This is a genomic window from Bacillus sp. FMQ74, from assembly GCF_001875785.1.
Lineage (GTDB): Bacteria > Bacillota > Bacilli > Bacillales > Bacillaceae > Bacillus > Bacillus stercoris.
Genome location: NZ_MOEO01000002.1, coordinates 194,508 through 208,331 on the forward strand (window position 1 = coordinate 194,508; position 13,824 = coordinate 208,331).

General features: G+C 44.2%; 13 protein-coding genes and 1 other annotated feature (1 of these 14 cut by a window edge). Of the genes, 12 read left to right on the top strand and 1 reads right to left on the bottom strand.

The genetic code is table 11. The features are described 5' to 3' along the window. The first annotated feature begins 57 nt into the window (after positions 1 to 57). The 8 genes from BLL41_RS05455 to thrS all read left to right on the top strand — a co-directional run bounded on the left by BLL41_RS05455 (position 58) and on the right by thrS (position 8,852). The gene (locus BLL41_RS05455; RefSeq protein ID WP_040082168.1) at positions 58 to 1,080 is read left to right on the top strand and encodes a glyceraldehyde-3-phosphate dehydrogenase; all 1,023 of its coding nucleotides are present in this window, start codon (positions 58 to 60) and stop codon (positions 1,078 to 1,080) included. Positions 1,081 to 1,318: 238 nt separating this feature from the next. Beyond that, the gene (gene speD / locus BLL41_RS05460) at positions 1,319 to 1,699 is read left to right on the top strand and encodes an adenosylmethionine decarboxylase (RefSeq protein ID WP_003223584.1); all 381 of its coding nucleotides are present in this window, start codon (positions 1,319 to 1,321) and stop codon (positions 1,697 to 1,699) included. A 269-nt stretch (positions 1,700 to 1,968) separates the two neighbouring features. After that, positions 1,969 to 2,427: a transcriptional regulator NrdR gene (gene nrdR / locus BLL41_RS05465; RefSeq protein ID WP_003223586.1), complete on the top strand. Its 459-nt coding sequence runs from the start codon at positions 1,969 to 1,971 to the stop codon at positions 2,425 to 2,427. 114 nt (positions 2,428 to 2,541) lie between these two features. After that, entirely contained in the window at positions 2,542 to 3,960 is a 1,419-nt protein-coding gene (gene dnaB / locus BLL41_RS05470) for a replicative helicase loading/DNA remodeling protein DnaB (protein ID WP_071577063.1), read from the top strand. A 27-nt stretch (positions 3,961 to 3,987) separates the two neighbouring features. Then, entirely contained in the window at positions 3,988 to 4,923 is a 936-nt protein-coding gene (gene dnaI, locus BLL41_RS05475; RefSeq protein WP_014480531.1) for a primosomal protein DnaI, read from the top strand. A gap of 33 nt (positions 4,924 to 4,956) precedes the next feature. Beyond that, positions 4,957 to 5,598, top strand: a complete 642-nt coding sequence (locus BLL41_RS05480; RefSeq protein ID WP_071577064.1) for a TVP38/TMEM64 family protein — start codon at positions 4,957 to 4,959, stop codon at positions 5,596 to 5,598. Positions 5,599 to 5,676: 78 nt separating this feature from the next. Then, a complete protein-coding gene (gene ytxC / locus BLL41_RS05485) occupies positions 5,677 to 6,522 on the top strand; it encodes a putative sporulation protein YtxC (RefSeq protein ID WP_071577065.1) in 846 nt (281 codons plus the stop codon). A 398-nt stretch (positions 6,523 to 6,920) separates the two neighbouring features. Then, positions 6,921 to 8,852 carry a threonine--tRNA ligase gene (gene thrS, locus BLL41_RS05490; protein ID WP_014480529.1) on the top strand — a complete coding sequence of 644 codons (1,932 nt, stop codon included), beginning with the start codon at positions 6,921 to 6,923 and terminating at the stop codon, positions 8,850 to 8,852. A 39-nt stretch (positions 8,853 to 8,891) separates the two neighbouring features. Here thrS and BLL41_RS05495 read toward each other — a convergent pair whose 3' ends face one another. Next, a complete protein-coding gene (locus BLL41_RS05495) occupies positions 8,892 to 9,674 on the bottom strand; it encodes an HAD family hydrolase (RefSeq protein ID WP_071577066.1) in 783 nt (260 codons plus the stop codon). Between the two features lie 166 nt (positions 9,675 to 9,840). Between BLL41_RS05495 and lytS the strand changes: the two genes are divergently transcribed. The 4 genes from lytS (at position 9,841) to lrgB (ending at position 13,609) form a co-directional block, all read left to right on the top strand. Further along, positions 9,841 to 11,622, top strand: a complete 1,782-nt coding sequence (gene lytS, locus BLL41_RS05500) for a two-component system sensor histidine kinase LytS (protein WP_071577067.1) — start codon at positions 9,841 to 9,843, stop codon at positions 11,620 to 11,622. Further along, on the top strand, positions 11,600 to 12,325 hold the full coding sequence (gene lytT, locus BLL41_RS05505) for a two-component system response regulator LytT (RefSeq protein WP_014664926.1): 726 nt from the start codon (positions 11,600 to 11,602) through the stop codon (positions 12,323 to 12,325). The genes lytS and lytT overlap by 23 nt, the downstream gene beginning before the upstream one ends. A 133-nt stretch (positions 12,326 to 12,458) precedes the next feature. Continuing rightward, the gene (gene lrgA / locus BLL41_RS05510; RefSeq protein WP_071577068.1) at positions 12,459 to 12,893 is read left to right on the top strand and encodes an antiholin-like murein hydrolase modulator LrgA; all 435 of its coding nucleotides are present in this window, start codon (positions 12,459 to 12,461) and stop codon (positions 12,891 to 12,893) included. Positions 12,894 to 12,913: 20 nt separating this feature from the next. Then, entirely contained in the window at positions 12,914 to 13,609 is a 696-nt protein-coding gene (lrgB, locus tag BLL41_RS05515) for an antiholin-like protein LrgB (RefSeq protein WP_071577069.1), read from the top strand. Between the two features lie 204 nt (positions 13,610 to 13,813). After that, positions 13,814 to 13,824 (top strand) — a sequence feature (ribosomal protein L20 leader region) (it continues 120 nt past the right edge of the window).

Sequence of the window (13,824 nt, forward strand, 5' to 3'; positions counted from 1 at the left end):
ATACTAATTTTAGATAGCAACAAATTAGGATGGCATAATTGATAAGGGGTGTCCAACATGAAGGTAAAAGTAGCGATCAACGGGTTTGGAAGAATCGGAAGAATGGTTTTTAGAAAAGCGATGTTAGACGATCAAATTCAAATAGTGGCCATTAACGCCAGCTATTCCGCAGAAACGCTGGCTCATTTAATAAAGTATGACACAATTCACGGCAGATACGACAAAGAGGTTGTGGCTGGTGAAGACAGCCTGATCGTAAATGGAAAGAAAGTGCTTTTGTTAAACAGCCGTGATCCAAAACAGCTGCCTTGGCGGGAATATGATATTGACATAGTCGTCGAAGCCACAGGGAAGTTTAATTCAAAAGATAAAGCGATGGGCCATATAGAAGCGGGTGCAAAAAAAGTCATTTTGACTGCTCCGGGAAAAAATGAAGACGTTACCATTGTGATGGGGGTAAATGAAGACCAATTCGACGCTGAGCGCCATGTGATTATTTCAAATGCGTCATGCACGACAAACTGCCTTGCGCCTGTTGTGAAAGTGCTGGATGAAGAGTTTGGCATTGAGAGCGGGCTGATGACTACAGTTCATGCGTATACGAATGACCAAAAAAATATTGATAACCCGCACAAAGATTTGCGCCGGGCGCGGGCTTGCGGTGAATCCATCATTCCGACGACAACAGGAGCGGCAAAGGCGCTTTCGCTTGTGCTGCCGCATCTGAAAGGAAAGCTTCACGGCCTCGCCTTACGTGTCCCTGTTCCGAACGTCTCATTGGTTGATCTCGTAGTTGATCTGAAAACGGATGTTACGGCTGAAGACGTAAACGAGGCATTTAAACGCGCTGCCAAAACGTCGATGTACGGTGTACTTGATTATTCAGATGAACCGCTTGTATCGACTGATTATAATACAAATCCGCATTCGGCGGTCATTGACGGGCTTACAACAATGGTAATGGAAGACAGAAAAGTAAAGGTGCTGGCGTGGTATGACAACGAATGGGGCTACTCCTGCAGAGTTGTTGATTTGATTCGCCATGTAGCGGCACGAATGAAACATCCGTCTGCTGTATAAAATAAGGTCATGGACACAATTTAAAGAAAAAACCCTTAACAGCATATTTCTAAAAAAACGCACCTTGCAAATTAGACTTAAACACAGTATACTATTTTTCGTGAACTTCTTGCTTGAGACTGTTTCGGAATTACTTAAAGGGTTAGGACCTCTCCGGACTAACTTTCCCCCGTGGTAAATGGCCGACCCAGTTGTTGGAATTTCACTTTTTAATTCTTGTTAAGGGGGGTCCATGACTATGGAAACAATGGGGCGTCACGTTATCTCCGAGCTATGGGGATGCGATTTTGATAAGCTGAATGACATGGATTTTATTGAAAAAACGTTTGTAAATGCTGCTCTAAAATCAGGTGCTGAGGTGCGCGAGGTTGCATTTCACAAATTTGCACCGCAAGGCGTAAGCGGAGTTGTGATTATTTCTGAATCACACTTAACGATTCACAGTTTTCCTGAGCACGGATATGCGAGCATTGATGTTTATACTTGTGGAGACTTAGATCCTAATGTTGCTGCTGATTACATCGCAGAGGCATTACATGCTGATACAAGAGAAAACATTGAAATACCGAGAGGAATGGGGCCTGTGCAAATTAAACAGGCGCAAGCGAAAGTACTATAAAGTAAATGCGAACACAAAGGGAGCTGAAGCTAGAAAGCCATTATGCGCTTTTTAGCTTATGCTCCTTTTATTTTTATAAAGAAACGAGAGTGTCAGCTTTTTCTTTTTTCATTTTTTTTGTAAAATAAGAAGGAGATTTTCACAAACCACCTCATATAGAAACAAATTTAACAACGGCTCTCCCGACAGATGCTGTCACATCTATTTTTAAAAGGCGGAGGCTGCCGAAAATACATTGCAGGGAACGATATAGTTGGGAGCTGATTTTATTGAAATGTCCTTCATGCCAGCATAACGGAACGCGAGTCCTTGATTCACGGCCTGTGGATGACGGAAAATCGATTCGCCGAAGACGCGAGTGTGAATCCTGCCACTACCGGTTTACGACCTTTGAGAAAGTGGAGGAAACCCCGCTCATCGTTGTGAAAAAAGAAGGTGTGCGTGAGGAGTTCAGCAGAGAAAAAATGCTGCGCGGCCTCATAAAAGCATGCGAAAAAAGGCCTGTATCACTCAAAACGCTTGAAGACATGTGCTTTGATATTGAAAAAGAACTTCGCAATCAAGGCTGCTCTGAGGTGAAGAGCGAGCTCGTCGGAGAAATGGTCATGGACCGGCTGGCTAAGATTGACGAAGTCGCATATGTGCGGTTCGCATCCGTCTATCGGCAGTTTAAAGATATAAACGTCTTTATCGACGAATTAAAAGACTTAATAAAGAAAGAGCGTTAAAAGAGCTAAGAGGATTCTTCTAGCTCTTTTCTCATGTGCAAAATTGGCATTTGATAGATATAAGAAACGGTGTAAAATGAAAGGTAGAAACAAATTCGGAAGGTTTGAGAATGTATGGCTGACTATTGGAAAGATGTACTGCCTGTAGACCCGTATGTGGTTAAAAGCAGATCGATGCTGCAGGATATTGACAGACAAATTATTACACAACTGTACCAGCCCTTAATCGGCCCTGTTGCATTCTCTCTTTATATGACATTGTGGGGAGAGCTTGAACAAAACCGTCTGTGGGGCGGAGAGTCCACACATAGACAGCTGATGGGGATGACACAGTCCAACTTAAAAACGATCCATCAGGAACAGGGGAAGCTCGAGGGCATCGGATTGCTGAAAGTATATATGAAAGAATCCGAGCGGCAGGAGCGCCTCTTTATATATGAACTCCTTCCGCCGCTCAGGCCAAATGAATTTTTTGAAGACGGAATGCTGAATGTTTTTCTGTACAATAGGGTCGGAAAAACGAAATATCAGCAATTAAAACAATTTTTTACGCACCCGGCTATTTCAGAAGATGCGAAGGACATTACGCGGCCGTTTAATCACGCGTTTGAATCGCTGCAGCCGAGTGAATGGAAGCTCACATCTGATATGGAGGAAACGGTAAGACTTGCCGAGGGGACCGAGTATACTTCTGTCGGACAGGCTCCGTCCTACACCATAACGGAAGATGTGTTTGATTTTGATTTGTTTTTAGCGGGACTTTCTGAGACGATGATTCCGAGAAAATCGATGACCCAGCAGGTGCGGGACACAATCAAAAAGCTTTCTTATCTGTACGGAATTGACCCTTTGCAGATGCAAAATGTCGTGATGAGCGCAATTGATGAGCGTGATGTCATTACGACGGAGGCATTAAGAAAAGCGGCCAGCGACTGGTATCAAATCGAAAGAAACGGACAGCTGCCCGATTTGGTGGAAAAAACACAGCCGGTGCATCTGCGTGAAGGCGAAAAACCGGCAGAAGAGGATTCCCTGGACGGGAAGCTGATCGCTTTGCTGGAGGCGATTTCTCCGAAGAAGCTTCTGCAGGACATTGCTGACGGAACAGAGCCGTCAAAAGCTGATCTGAAAATCATAGAAGAAATTATGTTCGAACAGAAGCTCGAGCCAGGCGTCACAAATGTGTTAATTTATTATGTCATGCTGAAAACCGACATGAAGCTGTCAAAAAACTATATTCAAAAAATCGCGTCGCATTGGGCACGAAAAAAGGTAAAAACGGTCAGGGAAGCGATGAAGCTCGCGATAGAAGAGAACCGCCAATACCTTGAATGGGCTGAAGGAAAAACAAAGTCTTCGAAACGAAACCAAAAAGTGATTCGTGAAGAAAAGCTTCCTGATTGGATGACAGAAAAGGAAACAGCGTCCGATTCAGAATCCGGACAGCAGAAGCTGCATCCGCAGGATTTGGAAGAACAGAAGAAAAAGATGATGGAAGAAATGCAAAAACTGAAAAAATACTCTGCCTATTAAAGACAGAGATGCGGGGTGAAGGAATAGATGGAACCAATCGGCCGTTCCCTGCAGGGCGTAACCGGCAGGCCGGATTTCCAAAAACGTCTTGAACAAATGAAGGAAAAGGTCATGAAAGATCAAGATGTTCAAGCATTTTTGAAGGAAAATGAAGAAGTAATTGACCAAAAAATGATCGAAAAGAGCTTAAATAAGCTTTATGAATATATCGAACAAAGCAAGAATTGCTCCTATTGTTCGGAAGATGAAAACTGCAACAATTTGTTGGAGGGCTACCATCCGAAGCTTGTTGTCAATGGGCGGTCTATTGATATCGAGTATTATGAATGCCCAGTCAAACGGAAGCTCGACCAGCAGAAGAAACAAAAGTCTCTTATGAAAAGCATGTATATCCAGCAGGATCTTCTCGGAGCGACGTTCCAGCAGGTCGATATCAGTGACCCGAGCAGGCTTGCGATGTTCCAGCATGTTACAGATTTCCTGAAAAGCTATAATGAGACGGGAAAAGGGAAAGGATTATATTTATACGGGAAATTCGGGGTAGGAAAAACGTTTATGCTCGCTGCGATTGCCAATGAGCTGGCTGAAAAAGAGTATTCATCCATGATTGTCTATGTGCCCGAATTTGTGAGAGAGCTTAAAAATTCGCTGCAAGACCAAACATTAGAAGAGAAGCTCAATATGGTAAAGACCACACCCGTATTGATGCTGGATGACATTGGAGCTGAATCAATGACAAGCTGGGTAAGGGATGAAGTTATCGGAACAGTGCTTCAGCACAGAATGTCCCAGCAGCTGCCTACTTTCTTTTCTTCAAATTTCTCACCTGACGAGCTGAAGCATCATTTTACGTATTCGCAAAGGGGAGAAAAGGAAGAAGTAAAAGCGGCAAGATTAATGGAGCGGATATTATATTTGGCTGCTCCGATCCGCCTTGACGGAGAAAACCGCCGCCATCCGTAACTGCTGCGGTTCAAAGGGGAAGGAACTGAGGGTATGAAACGAAAAACCGCTTTTAAATGGCTGGCAGTGCTGGCAGGTGCAGGTTTAATCTTTTGGGGAAATAAAAGATATTTGAATGTATCGCCGAAAGAGATCAGGGTATGGGTATTGTCGTTCGGTGTTTTTGCTCCGCTGATGTTTATCGGGATATCCATCGTCAGGCCGCTCGTTTTATTTCCGGTGTCTGTTATTTCAATAGCGGGCGGACTTGCGTTTGGTCCGCTTCTCGGCACGTTTTATACGTTAGTCGGTTCAATGTGTGCTTCAGCTGTTTCGTATTTTGCGGCCGGTTTGTTTGCGGCAAAAAAGAACGGCTATTATGAAAAGCTTGAAGCCATCCAGAAGCAAATGGAGGATAACGGATTTTTCTATATCTTCCTTTTAAGAATCCTGCCGATCAATTTTGATTTCGTGAGCTATGCTGCAGGTCTTTCCAATGTCAAAGCGATGCCGTATTTTGCGGCGACGGCTGTGGGAATCATCCCTGGGACCATTGCGCTTAATGTTCTGGGAGCGAGCTTTTTGACTGGCAATCTGCCAGCTTTCTTTCTTGTTTTCACTCTGTATATCGTGTTTATTTCGCTGCCATTAATCTTCAGAAAGAAAATGCAAAACTTGTTCCAGGAATCAAATTAAGATTTGCCAGTGACCTTTACGTCTATTTTAAAAACATCCCCCATATACTTGTAACAGATGCCGTAAGGGGGGACAAACATGCTTGAAATAATCTTTGAAGATGACCATGATGCAGCCGCTTTTTTACATCTCATTCAGCATTCGGACGATCGGAACAATATCATTGTCCGTGAAGGCATACGAAAAATCGGGATTAAAAAAGCGAAGCCGGCTTTCTCTATTCAGCGTTTTATGGAGCCGATTCTGGTCAAATTTTTTTTGGAATGCAAAGAAGACGAGCATATGCTGTCATTGATTGAGGAAACATATTGTTTCACTGACCAGGATGAACAGCAGCAAATTCTTCAGCTCGCACACAGTATTATTGAAGGTGAAGCAGACGATCTTCCGTTTGAGCCGCTGAAGCTTTCACGGAAACAATCTATTTTGGATGAACTCCAAACGATCTGTTTAGAGGAAGGCGTATTTTACATTCGCTCCTTTCAGACCTTCCGACTTGGATCATACTATAAGCAGCTGAGAGATATTACAGAAGCAGCGATTGATGAATATAAGATGGAACAGGAATATCAAAACTTTATTCAAACACTCAGAGACTATGTAAACGCCAAACAGCCGCGTATCAAAAAAGTGCATATTGTCCATGATGGTTCCTTTACATTATGGGAGCTGCGCTATGTGCCGGAACGGGAAAAAATGAAATACATAGACAGGCGGTTTGTCCGGGATCATCCTATGTATATTGATTCTCATTTGCTTGCGCCGCTGATTTCAATTGCGCCTGATGAAGTCGTGCTTTATACCGACCAGCCCGAGCACATGATGGCAAGGACCATTCAAAACGTGTTTCAAGAAAGAGTGGAAATGCTTCCGCTGCACGCTTTTTCAGATGCAGAAATAACGGTGAAGCACTCGGAAGGATAAGGGCCGGCAGCCTGTATATATAAGGCTGTCGGTTAAAAAAAAGGAAACGTGATCGTGTTGATTTTTTGGATTGAACAATTTATAATACATAGGAGATTAAGAAAGACACACGTATTGATAAGGACACGAAGGAATGATACCGGCTCAAAGAGAGGGAAGCCCTGGCTGCAAGCTTCCCAGCTAAGGACCATTCGCTTTACCGCCTTTGAACTTCAGCTGTGAACCCCTTGAAAAGGAACAGTAATGGCTGACGGGAACTCCCGTTACAGAGCTTAGAGCCGCAGGTGCCGTCTATTGGCTTTGCGGAAAAAAGGGTGGAACCACGATTCCGTTTATTCAACCTCGTCCCTTTCATAGGGGGGCGGGGTTTTTTATATGCAAAAAAAGGAGTGACAAAGATGTCAGATATGGTAAAGATCACATTTCCTGATGGAGCAGTCAAGGAGTTTGCGAAAGGAACAACAACAGAAGATATCGCGGCATCCATCAGCCCGGGATTAAAGAAAAAATCATTAGCCGGAAAGCTGAACGGAAAAGAAATCGATTTGAGAACGCCGATCAATGAAGACGGTACAGTGGAAATCATTACAGAAGGCTCAGAAGAAGGTCTTCAAATTATGCGCCACAGTACGGCTCACTTGCTGGCTCAAGCGATTAAACGCATCTACAAGGATGTTAAATTCGGCGTCGGTCCGGTTATCGAAAACGGTTTTTACTACGATGTAGAAATGGACGAAGCGATTACACCGGAGGATCTGCCGAAAATCGAGAAAGAAATGAAAAAAATCGTCAATGCGAACCTTCCGATCGTTCGAAAAGAAGTCAGCCGTGAAGAAGCGAAAGCCCGTTTTGCGGAAATCGGTGACGACCTGAAGCTTGAACTATTGGATGCGATTCCCGAAGGAGAAACCGTTTCGATCTATGAGCAAGGCGAATTCTTTGACCTGTGCCGCGGCGTCCATGTTCCTTCAACCGGAAAAATCAAAGAGTTTAAGCTGTTAAGCCTTGCAGGCGCATACTGGCGCGGTGACAGCAAAAACCAAATGCTTCAGCGCGTGTATGGTACAGCTTTCTTCAAAAAAGCTGATCTAGAAGAGCATCTTCGTATGCTAGAAGAAGCGAAAGAACGCGACCACAGAAAGCTCGGCAAAGAATTAAAGCTGTTCGCGAACTCTCAAAAAGTCGGACAAGGCCTGCCGCTTTGGCTGCCAAAAGGCGCGACAATCCGCCGCGTCATCGAGCGCTACATTGTCGATAAAGAAATCAGCCTTGGCTATGAGCACGTATACACACCTGTGTTAGGCAGCAAAGAGCTGTATGAAACATCAGGACACTGGGATCATTATCAGGAAGGCATGTTCCCTCCGATGGAAATGGACAATGAAACACTTGTATTGCGTCCGATGAACTGCCCGCACCATATGATGATTTACAAACAAGACATTCACAGCTACCGCGAGCTTCCGATTCGGATTGCGGAGCTGGGAACGATGCACCGCTATGAAATGTCAGGTGCGCTGTCAGGGCTTCAACGCGTACGCGGAATGACACTAAATGATGCACATATCTTTGTGCGCCCGGATCAAATTAAGGATGAGTTTATCCGTACAGTCCGTTTAATCCAGGATGTATATGAAGATTTCGGTTTAAGTGATTACACATTCCGTCTGTCTTACCGTGATCCGGAAGATACAGAGAAATATTTTGATGACGATGAAATGTGGAACAAAGCGCAATCCATGCTGAAAGAGGCAATGGACGAAATCGGCCATGACTATTACGAAGCAGAAGGTGAAGCGGCATTCTACGGCCCTAAACTTGATGTTCAAGTGAAAACTGCGATCGGCAAAGAAGAAACACTATCTACGGTCCAGCTTGATTTCTTATTACCGGAACGTTTCGATCTGACATACATCGGTGAAGATGGCAAGCAGCACCGTCCGGTTGTCATTCACAGAGGCGTCGTCTCAACAATGGAACGCTTTGTCGCCTTCTTAATCGAAGAACACAAAGGCGCGCTGCCGACATGGCTTGCACCGGTTCAGTTCCAAGTTATCCCGGTTTCCCCGGCTGTGCATTTAGACTACGCGAAAAAAGTGCAGGAACGCCTGCAGCGTGAAGGCCTGCGTGTTGAAGTCGACAGCCGCGATGAAAAAATCGGCTACAAAATTCGTGAAGCGCAAATGCAAAAAATCCCGTACATGCTGGTGGTCGGTGACCAAGAAGCAGAAAACGGCGCGGTAAACGTGCGTAAATACGGAGAACAGAACTCTGAAACGATTTCTCTTGATGAGTTTGTGAAAAAGGCAGTAGCTGAAGCGAAAAAATAAAATAAAAAAGCATGATCTCATTGAAGAGATCATGCTTTTTTATTTCTCTAATATAGGAAACAAATCATGAAGGCTGCTGATGATGTAATCAGGCGATACGTCAGTTTCGTTTTTCTTATCCGTCCGGTTGATCCAAACGGTTTTGATTCCGGCTCTTGAAGCGCCTAAAATATCAGTATTCAAATTATCGCCGACCATGATGGCATCGTCTTTTTCAATATTCATCAGCCTAAGGCAATGTTCAAAAATGGAAACATCCGGCTTGCCCTTGCCGAATGCGCCCGAGATGACGATTTCATTGAAGTAAGGGGCGAGCTCAGGCACGCCGGCAAGCTTCTCCTTTTGCAGACTCGGATCGCCATTTGTCAAAAGCAATAATTCATACTTGCCTTTTAATTGATCGAGGACAGCAAATGTTTCATCATATACAAACGGACGTTTTCTGCGCTCTGCCGCAAAAAACTCTCCCAAGTATTCGCCATATGCAGGATCATTGATCCCAAGCGCTTTCAGTCCGTTTGTCCATGCGTTTCTTCTGTATTCCGGCACAATCTTGTTCAGCTTTTGAAAGCCCTCACTGATAGGCTCTGAGAAATTGGACCATAGTCCTTCAAACGGGTTAATGCCGATCATCACTGTATATGGATACGTCTCATATGACATGTACAATTCTCTCGCCGCTTCGCGAACAGCTCGTTCGAATTTCTCCGGGTCAAGGCCATATTTTTTCTCCGCCTGTAAGCAAGTTTCTGCAAATGTTGTTCTGACGCTTTTTTCGTCCCAAAGTAGTGTATCATCTAAATCAAAAAATACGGCTTTCATGATCTTCTCCTCTGCTTCAGATTCAAATCTTTCTGCCAAAAGGCTCATGTTTTATTTTACAATAGATAAAAGCCTTGTGAAATATGTTTTCAGACGATTTTAAAAAAACAGTCAGCCGTAAAACGAAAACATGCTAGAATGTAAACGGAAAGAACAGGTGACATGAATGATTCATTTGATGATTATGATGCTTGAGAGGGTAGGGATTATTGTTATATTAGGGTTCATTCTCGCCCATACGAAACTTTTCAGACAAGCTCTTCAGAATCAGGACGGCTATAAAGGAAAAGCGGTTTTGATTTCTATTTTTTCTCTTTTCAGCATCATCAGTAATTATACAGGTATCGAAATTCAAAGAAATATGATCGTAAACAATGACTGGGTGCTTACGATAGGTCCATCGGGCTCTATTGCGAATACCCGTATTTTGGGTGTGGAAATCGGAGGCCTTCTCGGAGGTCCGTTTGTAGGGACTGGAATTGGCATACTGGCGGGCCTGCATCGTCTTTCACTCGGTGGCAGCACGGCCTTAAGCTGTGCCGTATCATCCATTTTAGCGGGTGTTCTTGCAGGCTTGATCGGCAGGTATTTTACGAAGCGATATCGAATGCCGACACCGCGTATCGCCGCTCTTGTGGGAATCGGCATGGAGTCACTGCAAATGCTCATTATTTTGCTGATGGCAAAGCCGTTCAGTGACGCTTGGGAGCTTGTCAGCATGATCGGGATTCCGATGATCCTGATCAATGGTACAGGCAGTTTTATTTTTCTGTCGATTATTCAAGCAATCATTCGCAAGGAAGAGCAGGCGAGGGCTCTCGAAACGCATCGAGTGCTAACAATTGCTGATCAGACACTTCCATTTTTTCGCCAAGGATTAAATGAAAACTCCTGTAAAAGTGTTGCGGCTATTATCCATAAGCTGACTGGAACAGATGCGGTGTCTCTCACTGATAAAGAAAAGATCCTTGCGCATGTCGGCGCGGGAATGGATCACCACATCCCATCAAAAAGCTTGATCACCGGCCTGTCCAAAAAGGTAATTAAAACAGGGCATATCATGAAGGCGACTTCGCAGGAAGAGATTGAATGCACGCATGCTGAATGCCCTTTGCACGCTGCAATTGTCCTGCCGCTGACATCAAACGGCAATACAATCGGCACCTTAAAAATGTACTTTAAAAGCCCGGCAGGCCTGAGCCAGGTAGAAGAGGAGCTTGCTGAGGGGCTGGCCATGCTGTTTTCGACACAGCTTGAGCTTGGGGAAGCAGAGCTGCAAAGCAAGCTTCTCAAGGATGCTGAAATCAAGGCGCTTCAAGCACAGGTGAATCCGCATTTTTTATTTAATGCGATCAACACGATTTCTGCGCTCTGCCGCACAGATGTTGAAAAAACCCGTAAGCTCCTACTGCAGCTCAGTGTTTATTTTCGTTCAAACCTTCAAGGGGCGAGACAGCTGCTGATCCCGCTCTCAAAGGAGCTGAACCATCTTAACGCCTATTTGTCATTAGAACAGGCGCGTTTTCCCGGGAAATATAAAATTGAGCTCAATATCGACAGCAGGCTGGAGCAGATTGAAATCCCTCCGTTTGTTTTGCAGGTGCTTGTCGAGAACGCGCTTCGGCACGCGTTTCCGAAAAAACAAGACATGTGCAAGGTTACAGTCTGTGTCTTATCTGATGATGCATCCGTCTATATGAAGGTGACGGATAACGGACGCGGAATTCCGCCGGACGTCCTGCAGGAACTGGGGAAAAAGCCATTTCCGTCTAAAGAGGGAACCGGTACAGCGCTTTATAACCTAAATCAGCGGCTGATCGGTTTATTCGGACAGCAGGCCGCACTGCATATCAGTAGTGAGGTTCATAAAGGGACAGAGGTTTCCTTTCAAGTGCCAATGCAACAGATGAAAGAGGGAGAAGAACATGCTCAGGGTGTTAATAGTTGATGATGAGATGCTGGCAAGGGATGAACTGGCTTACTTGCTTAAGCGGACCAATGAGGAAATGGAAATCAATGAAGCGGAAAATATCGAATCCGCTTTTGACCAAATGATGGATCAAAAGCCTGATTTGCTGTTTTTAGACGTTGATTTATCTGGAGAAAACGGTTTTGATATCGCAAAGCGATTGAAGAAAATGAAGCATCCTCCTGCTGTTGTGTTTGCGACAGCGTATGACCAGTATGCGCTCAAAGCGTTTGAGGTGGATGCTCTTGATTATTTAACCAAGCCTTTCGATGAGGAAAGAATTCAGCAAACGCTGAAAAAATATAAAAAAGTTAATCGGGATATTGTCGAAACAGATCAAAACAGCCATGCCGGGCAGCATAAGCTCGCGCTATCTGTGGGAGAATCGATTGTGATCGTGGATACGAAGGACATTATCTATGCTGGAACAGAGGATGGCCATGTTAATGTAAAAACCTTCGATCATTCTTATACGGTCAGCGAGACGCTTGTTGTGATTGAGAAAAAGCTTCCGGATTCTGATTTTATCCGCGTCCATCGGAGCTTTGTCGTCAATACCGAATATATTAAAGAAATTCAGCCATGGTTTAATTCAACGTATAATCTGATCATGAAAGACGGATCGAAAATACCGGTCAGCCGGACATATGCGAAGGAATTGAAAAAGCTGCTCCATATTTGAGGGGCGGCTTTTTGCATTTCAGCCATTTGATTCTGCAACTCAGACCCGCTATTTGGCATGTTATCTTGTAAGCGCTTCATAACAAGGGTTTCTTATTTATAATGAGGGTACCAAAGAGAAAGAGGTGAAGAAAATGAGTGCTAAAAAAGTGTACGGGTTTTTAACACAAGCATTTATTTTTGCCGTCATTATGCTGGTTTCGAATATGATTGCCGCTATTGTCCCAATACCTATCCCCGCATCGGTTGTAGGGTTGGTCTTATTATTTCTCCTATTATGTTTGAAAGTTATTAAACTGGAACAAGTGGAAACGCTCGGAACGTCTTTAACCTCTCTGATCGGATTTTTATTTGTTCCGTCGGGTATATCTGTTATGAATTCGCTTGGTGTGATGCAGCAATACGGCCTGCAAATTGTTCTTGTCATTCTGCTTGCAACGATTATTTTGCTGGGGGCTACGGGATTGTTTTCTCAGCTGATTCTTTCGCTGGGCGGAAAACGCGCAGCGGACATGAAAACAAAAACAGTGCAAAGCCCGCAGAACAATAACGAACTTGTTCACCATTAAGGAAACAGGAGGTTCATCACATGGAAAGCACAATGAGTCCTTATTTTGGGATTGTCGTATCACTTGCTGCATTCGGCATCGGCACCTTTTTATTTAAGAAAACAAAAGGTTTCTTCCTTTTCACACCTTTGTTTGTTGCCATGGTGCTGGGGATCGCATTTTTAAAAATCGGCGGTTTTTCCTACGCGGACTATAATAACGGGGGAGAAATCATTAAGTTTTTCCTTGAACCAGCGACGATCGCTTTTGCCATTCCTTTGTACAAACAGAGAGAGAAGCTTAAAAAATACTGGTGGCAAATCATGGCTTCCATTATTGTCGGATCTATCTGCTCTGTCACGATTGTTTATTTGCTCGCTAAAGGCATTCATCTCGATTCGGCCGTAATGAAAAGCATGCTTCCGCAGGCGGCTACAACGGCAATTGCGCTTCCATTATCAAAAGGCATCGGAGGCATCAGCGACATCACGGCCTTTGCGGTCATCTTTAACGCTGTCATTGTATATGCGCTCGGAGCATTGTTCTTGAAGGTGTTTAAAGTGAAAAATCCGATTTCTAAAGGATTGGCTCTCGGAACATCCGGACATGCACTTGGTGTAGCAGTCGGGATTGAGATGGGAGAAGTTGAAGCTGCGATGGCGAGTATTGCGGTTGTCGTAGTAGGAGTGGTAACGGTTCTTGTCATCCCAGTGTTCGTGCAGTTGATCGGAGGATAAGCCAAGGCTGAATGCCTTGGCTGTTTCTTTTATGATGCGTGGCTGAGCGGTTCAGAAACTTTACATTCTGGTTGAGGATGAAAGATTTTCTATTTCTCTCTTGCGCTCATAGAAAACCCATGTTACAATGTAAAAGTTGTTCCGGATAAGTCGTCCTTGACTAAAGATCCGGTATTGTGTAGAATAGTTATTGAATTGAATATAAATCACAAGCA

What these genes read in the sequence shown, in the direction of transcription:
- lrgB (WP_071577069.1), top strand. Translation starts at nt 12,914, where the DNA reads ATGGAAAGCACAATGAGTCCTTATTTTGGGATTGTCGTATCACTTGCT.
- lytT (WP_014664926.1), top strand. Translation starts at nt 11,600, where the DNA reads ATGCTCAGGGTGTTAATAGTTGATGATGAGATGCTGGCAAGGGATGAA.
- lrgA (WP_071577068.1), top strand. Translation starts at nt 12,459, where the DNA reads ATGAGTGCTAAAAAAGTGTACGGGTTTTTAACACAAGCATTTATTTTT.
- ytxC (WP_071577065.1), top strand. Translation starts at nt 5,677, where the DNA reads ATGCTTGAAATAATCTTTGAAGATGACCATGATGCAGCCGCTTTTTTA.
- BLL41_RS05495 (WP_071577066.1), bottom strand. Translation starts at nt 9,674, where the DNA reads ATGAAAGCCGTATTTTTTGATTTAGATGATACACTACTTTGGGACGAA.
- dnaI (WP_014480531.1), top strand. Translation starts at nt 3,988, where the DNA reads ATGGAACCAATCGGCCGTTCCCTGCAGGGCGTAACCGGCAGGCCGGAT.
- BLL41_RS05455 (WP_040082168.1), top strand. Translation starts at nt 58, where the DNA reads ATGAAGGTAAAAGTAGCGATCAACGGGTTTGGAAGAATCGGAAGAATG.
- dnaB (WP_071577063.1), top strand. Translation starts at nt 2,542, where the DNA reads ATGGCTGACTATTGGAAAGATGTACTGCCTGTAGACCCGTATGTGGTT.
- BLL41_RS05480 (WP_071577064.1), top strand. Translation starts at nt 4,957, where the DNA reads ATGAAACGAAAAACCGCTTTTAAATGGCTGGCAGTGCTGGCAGGTGCA.
- lytS (WP_071577067.1), top strand. Translation starts at nt 9,841, where the DNA reads ATGATTCATTTGATGATTATGATGCTTGAGAGGGTAGGGATTATTGTT.
- speD (WP_003223584.1), top strand. Translation starts at nt 1,319, where the DNA reads ATGGAAACAATGGGGCGTCACGTTATCTCCGAGCTATGGGGATGCGAT.
- thrS (WP_014480529.1), top strand. Translation starts at nt 6,921, where the DNA reads ATGTCAGATATGGTAAAGATCACATTTCCTGATGGAGCAGTCAAGGAG.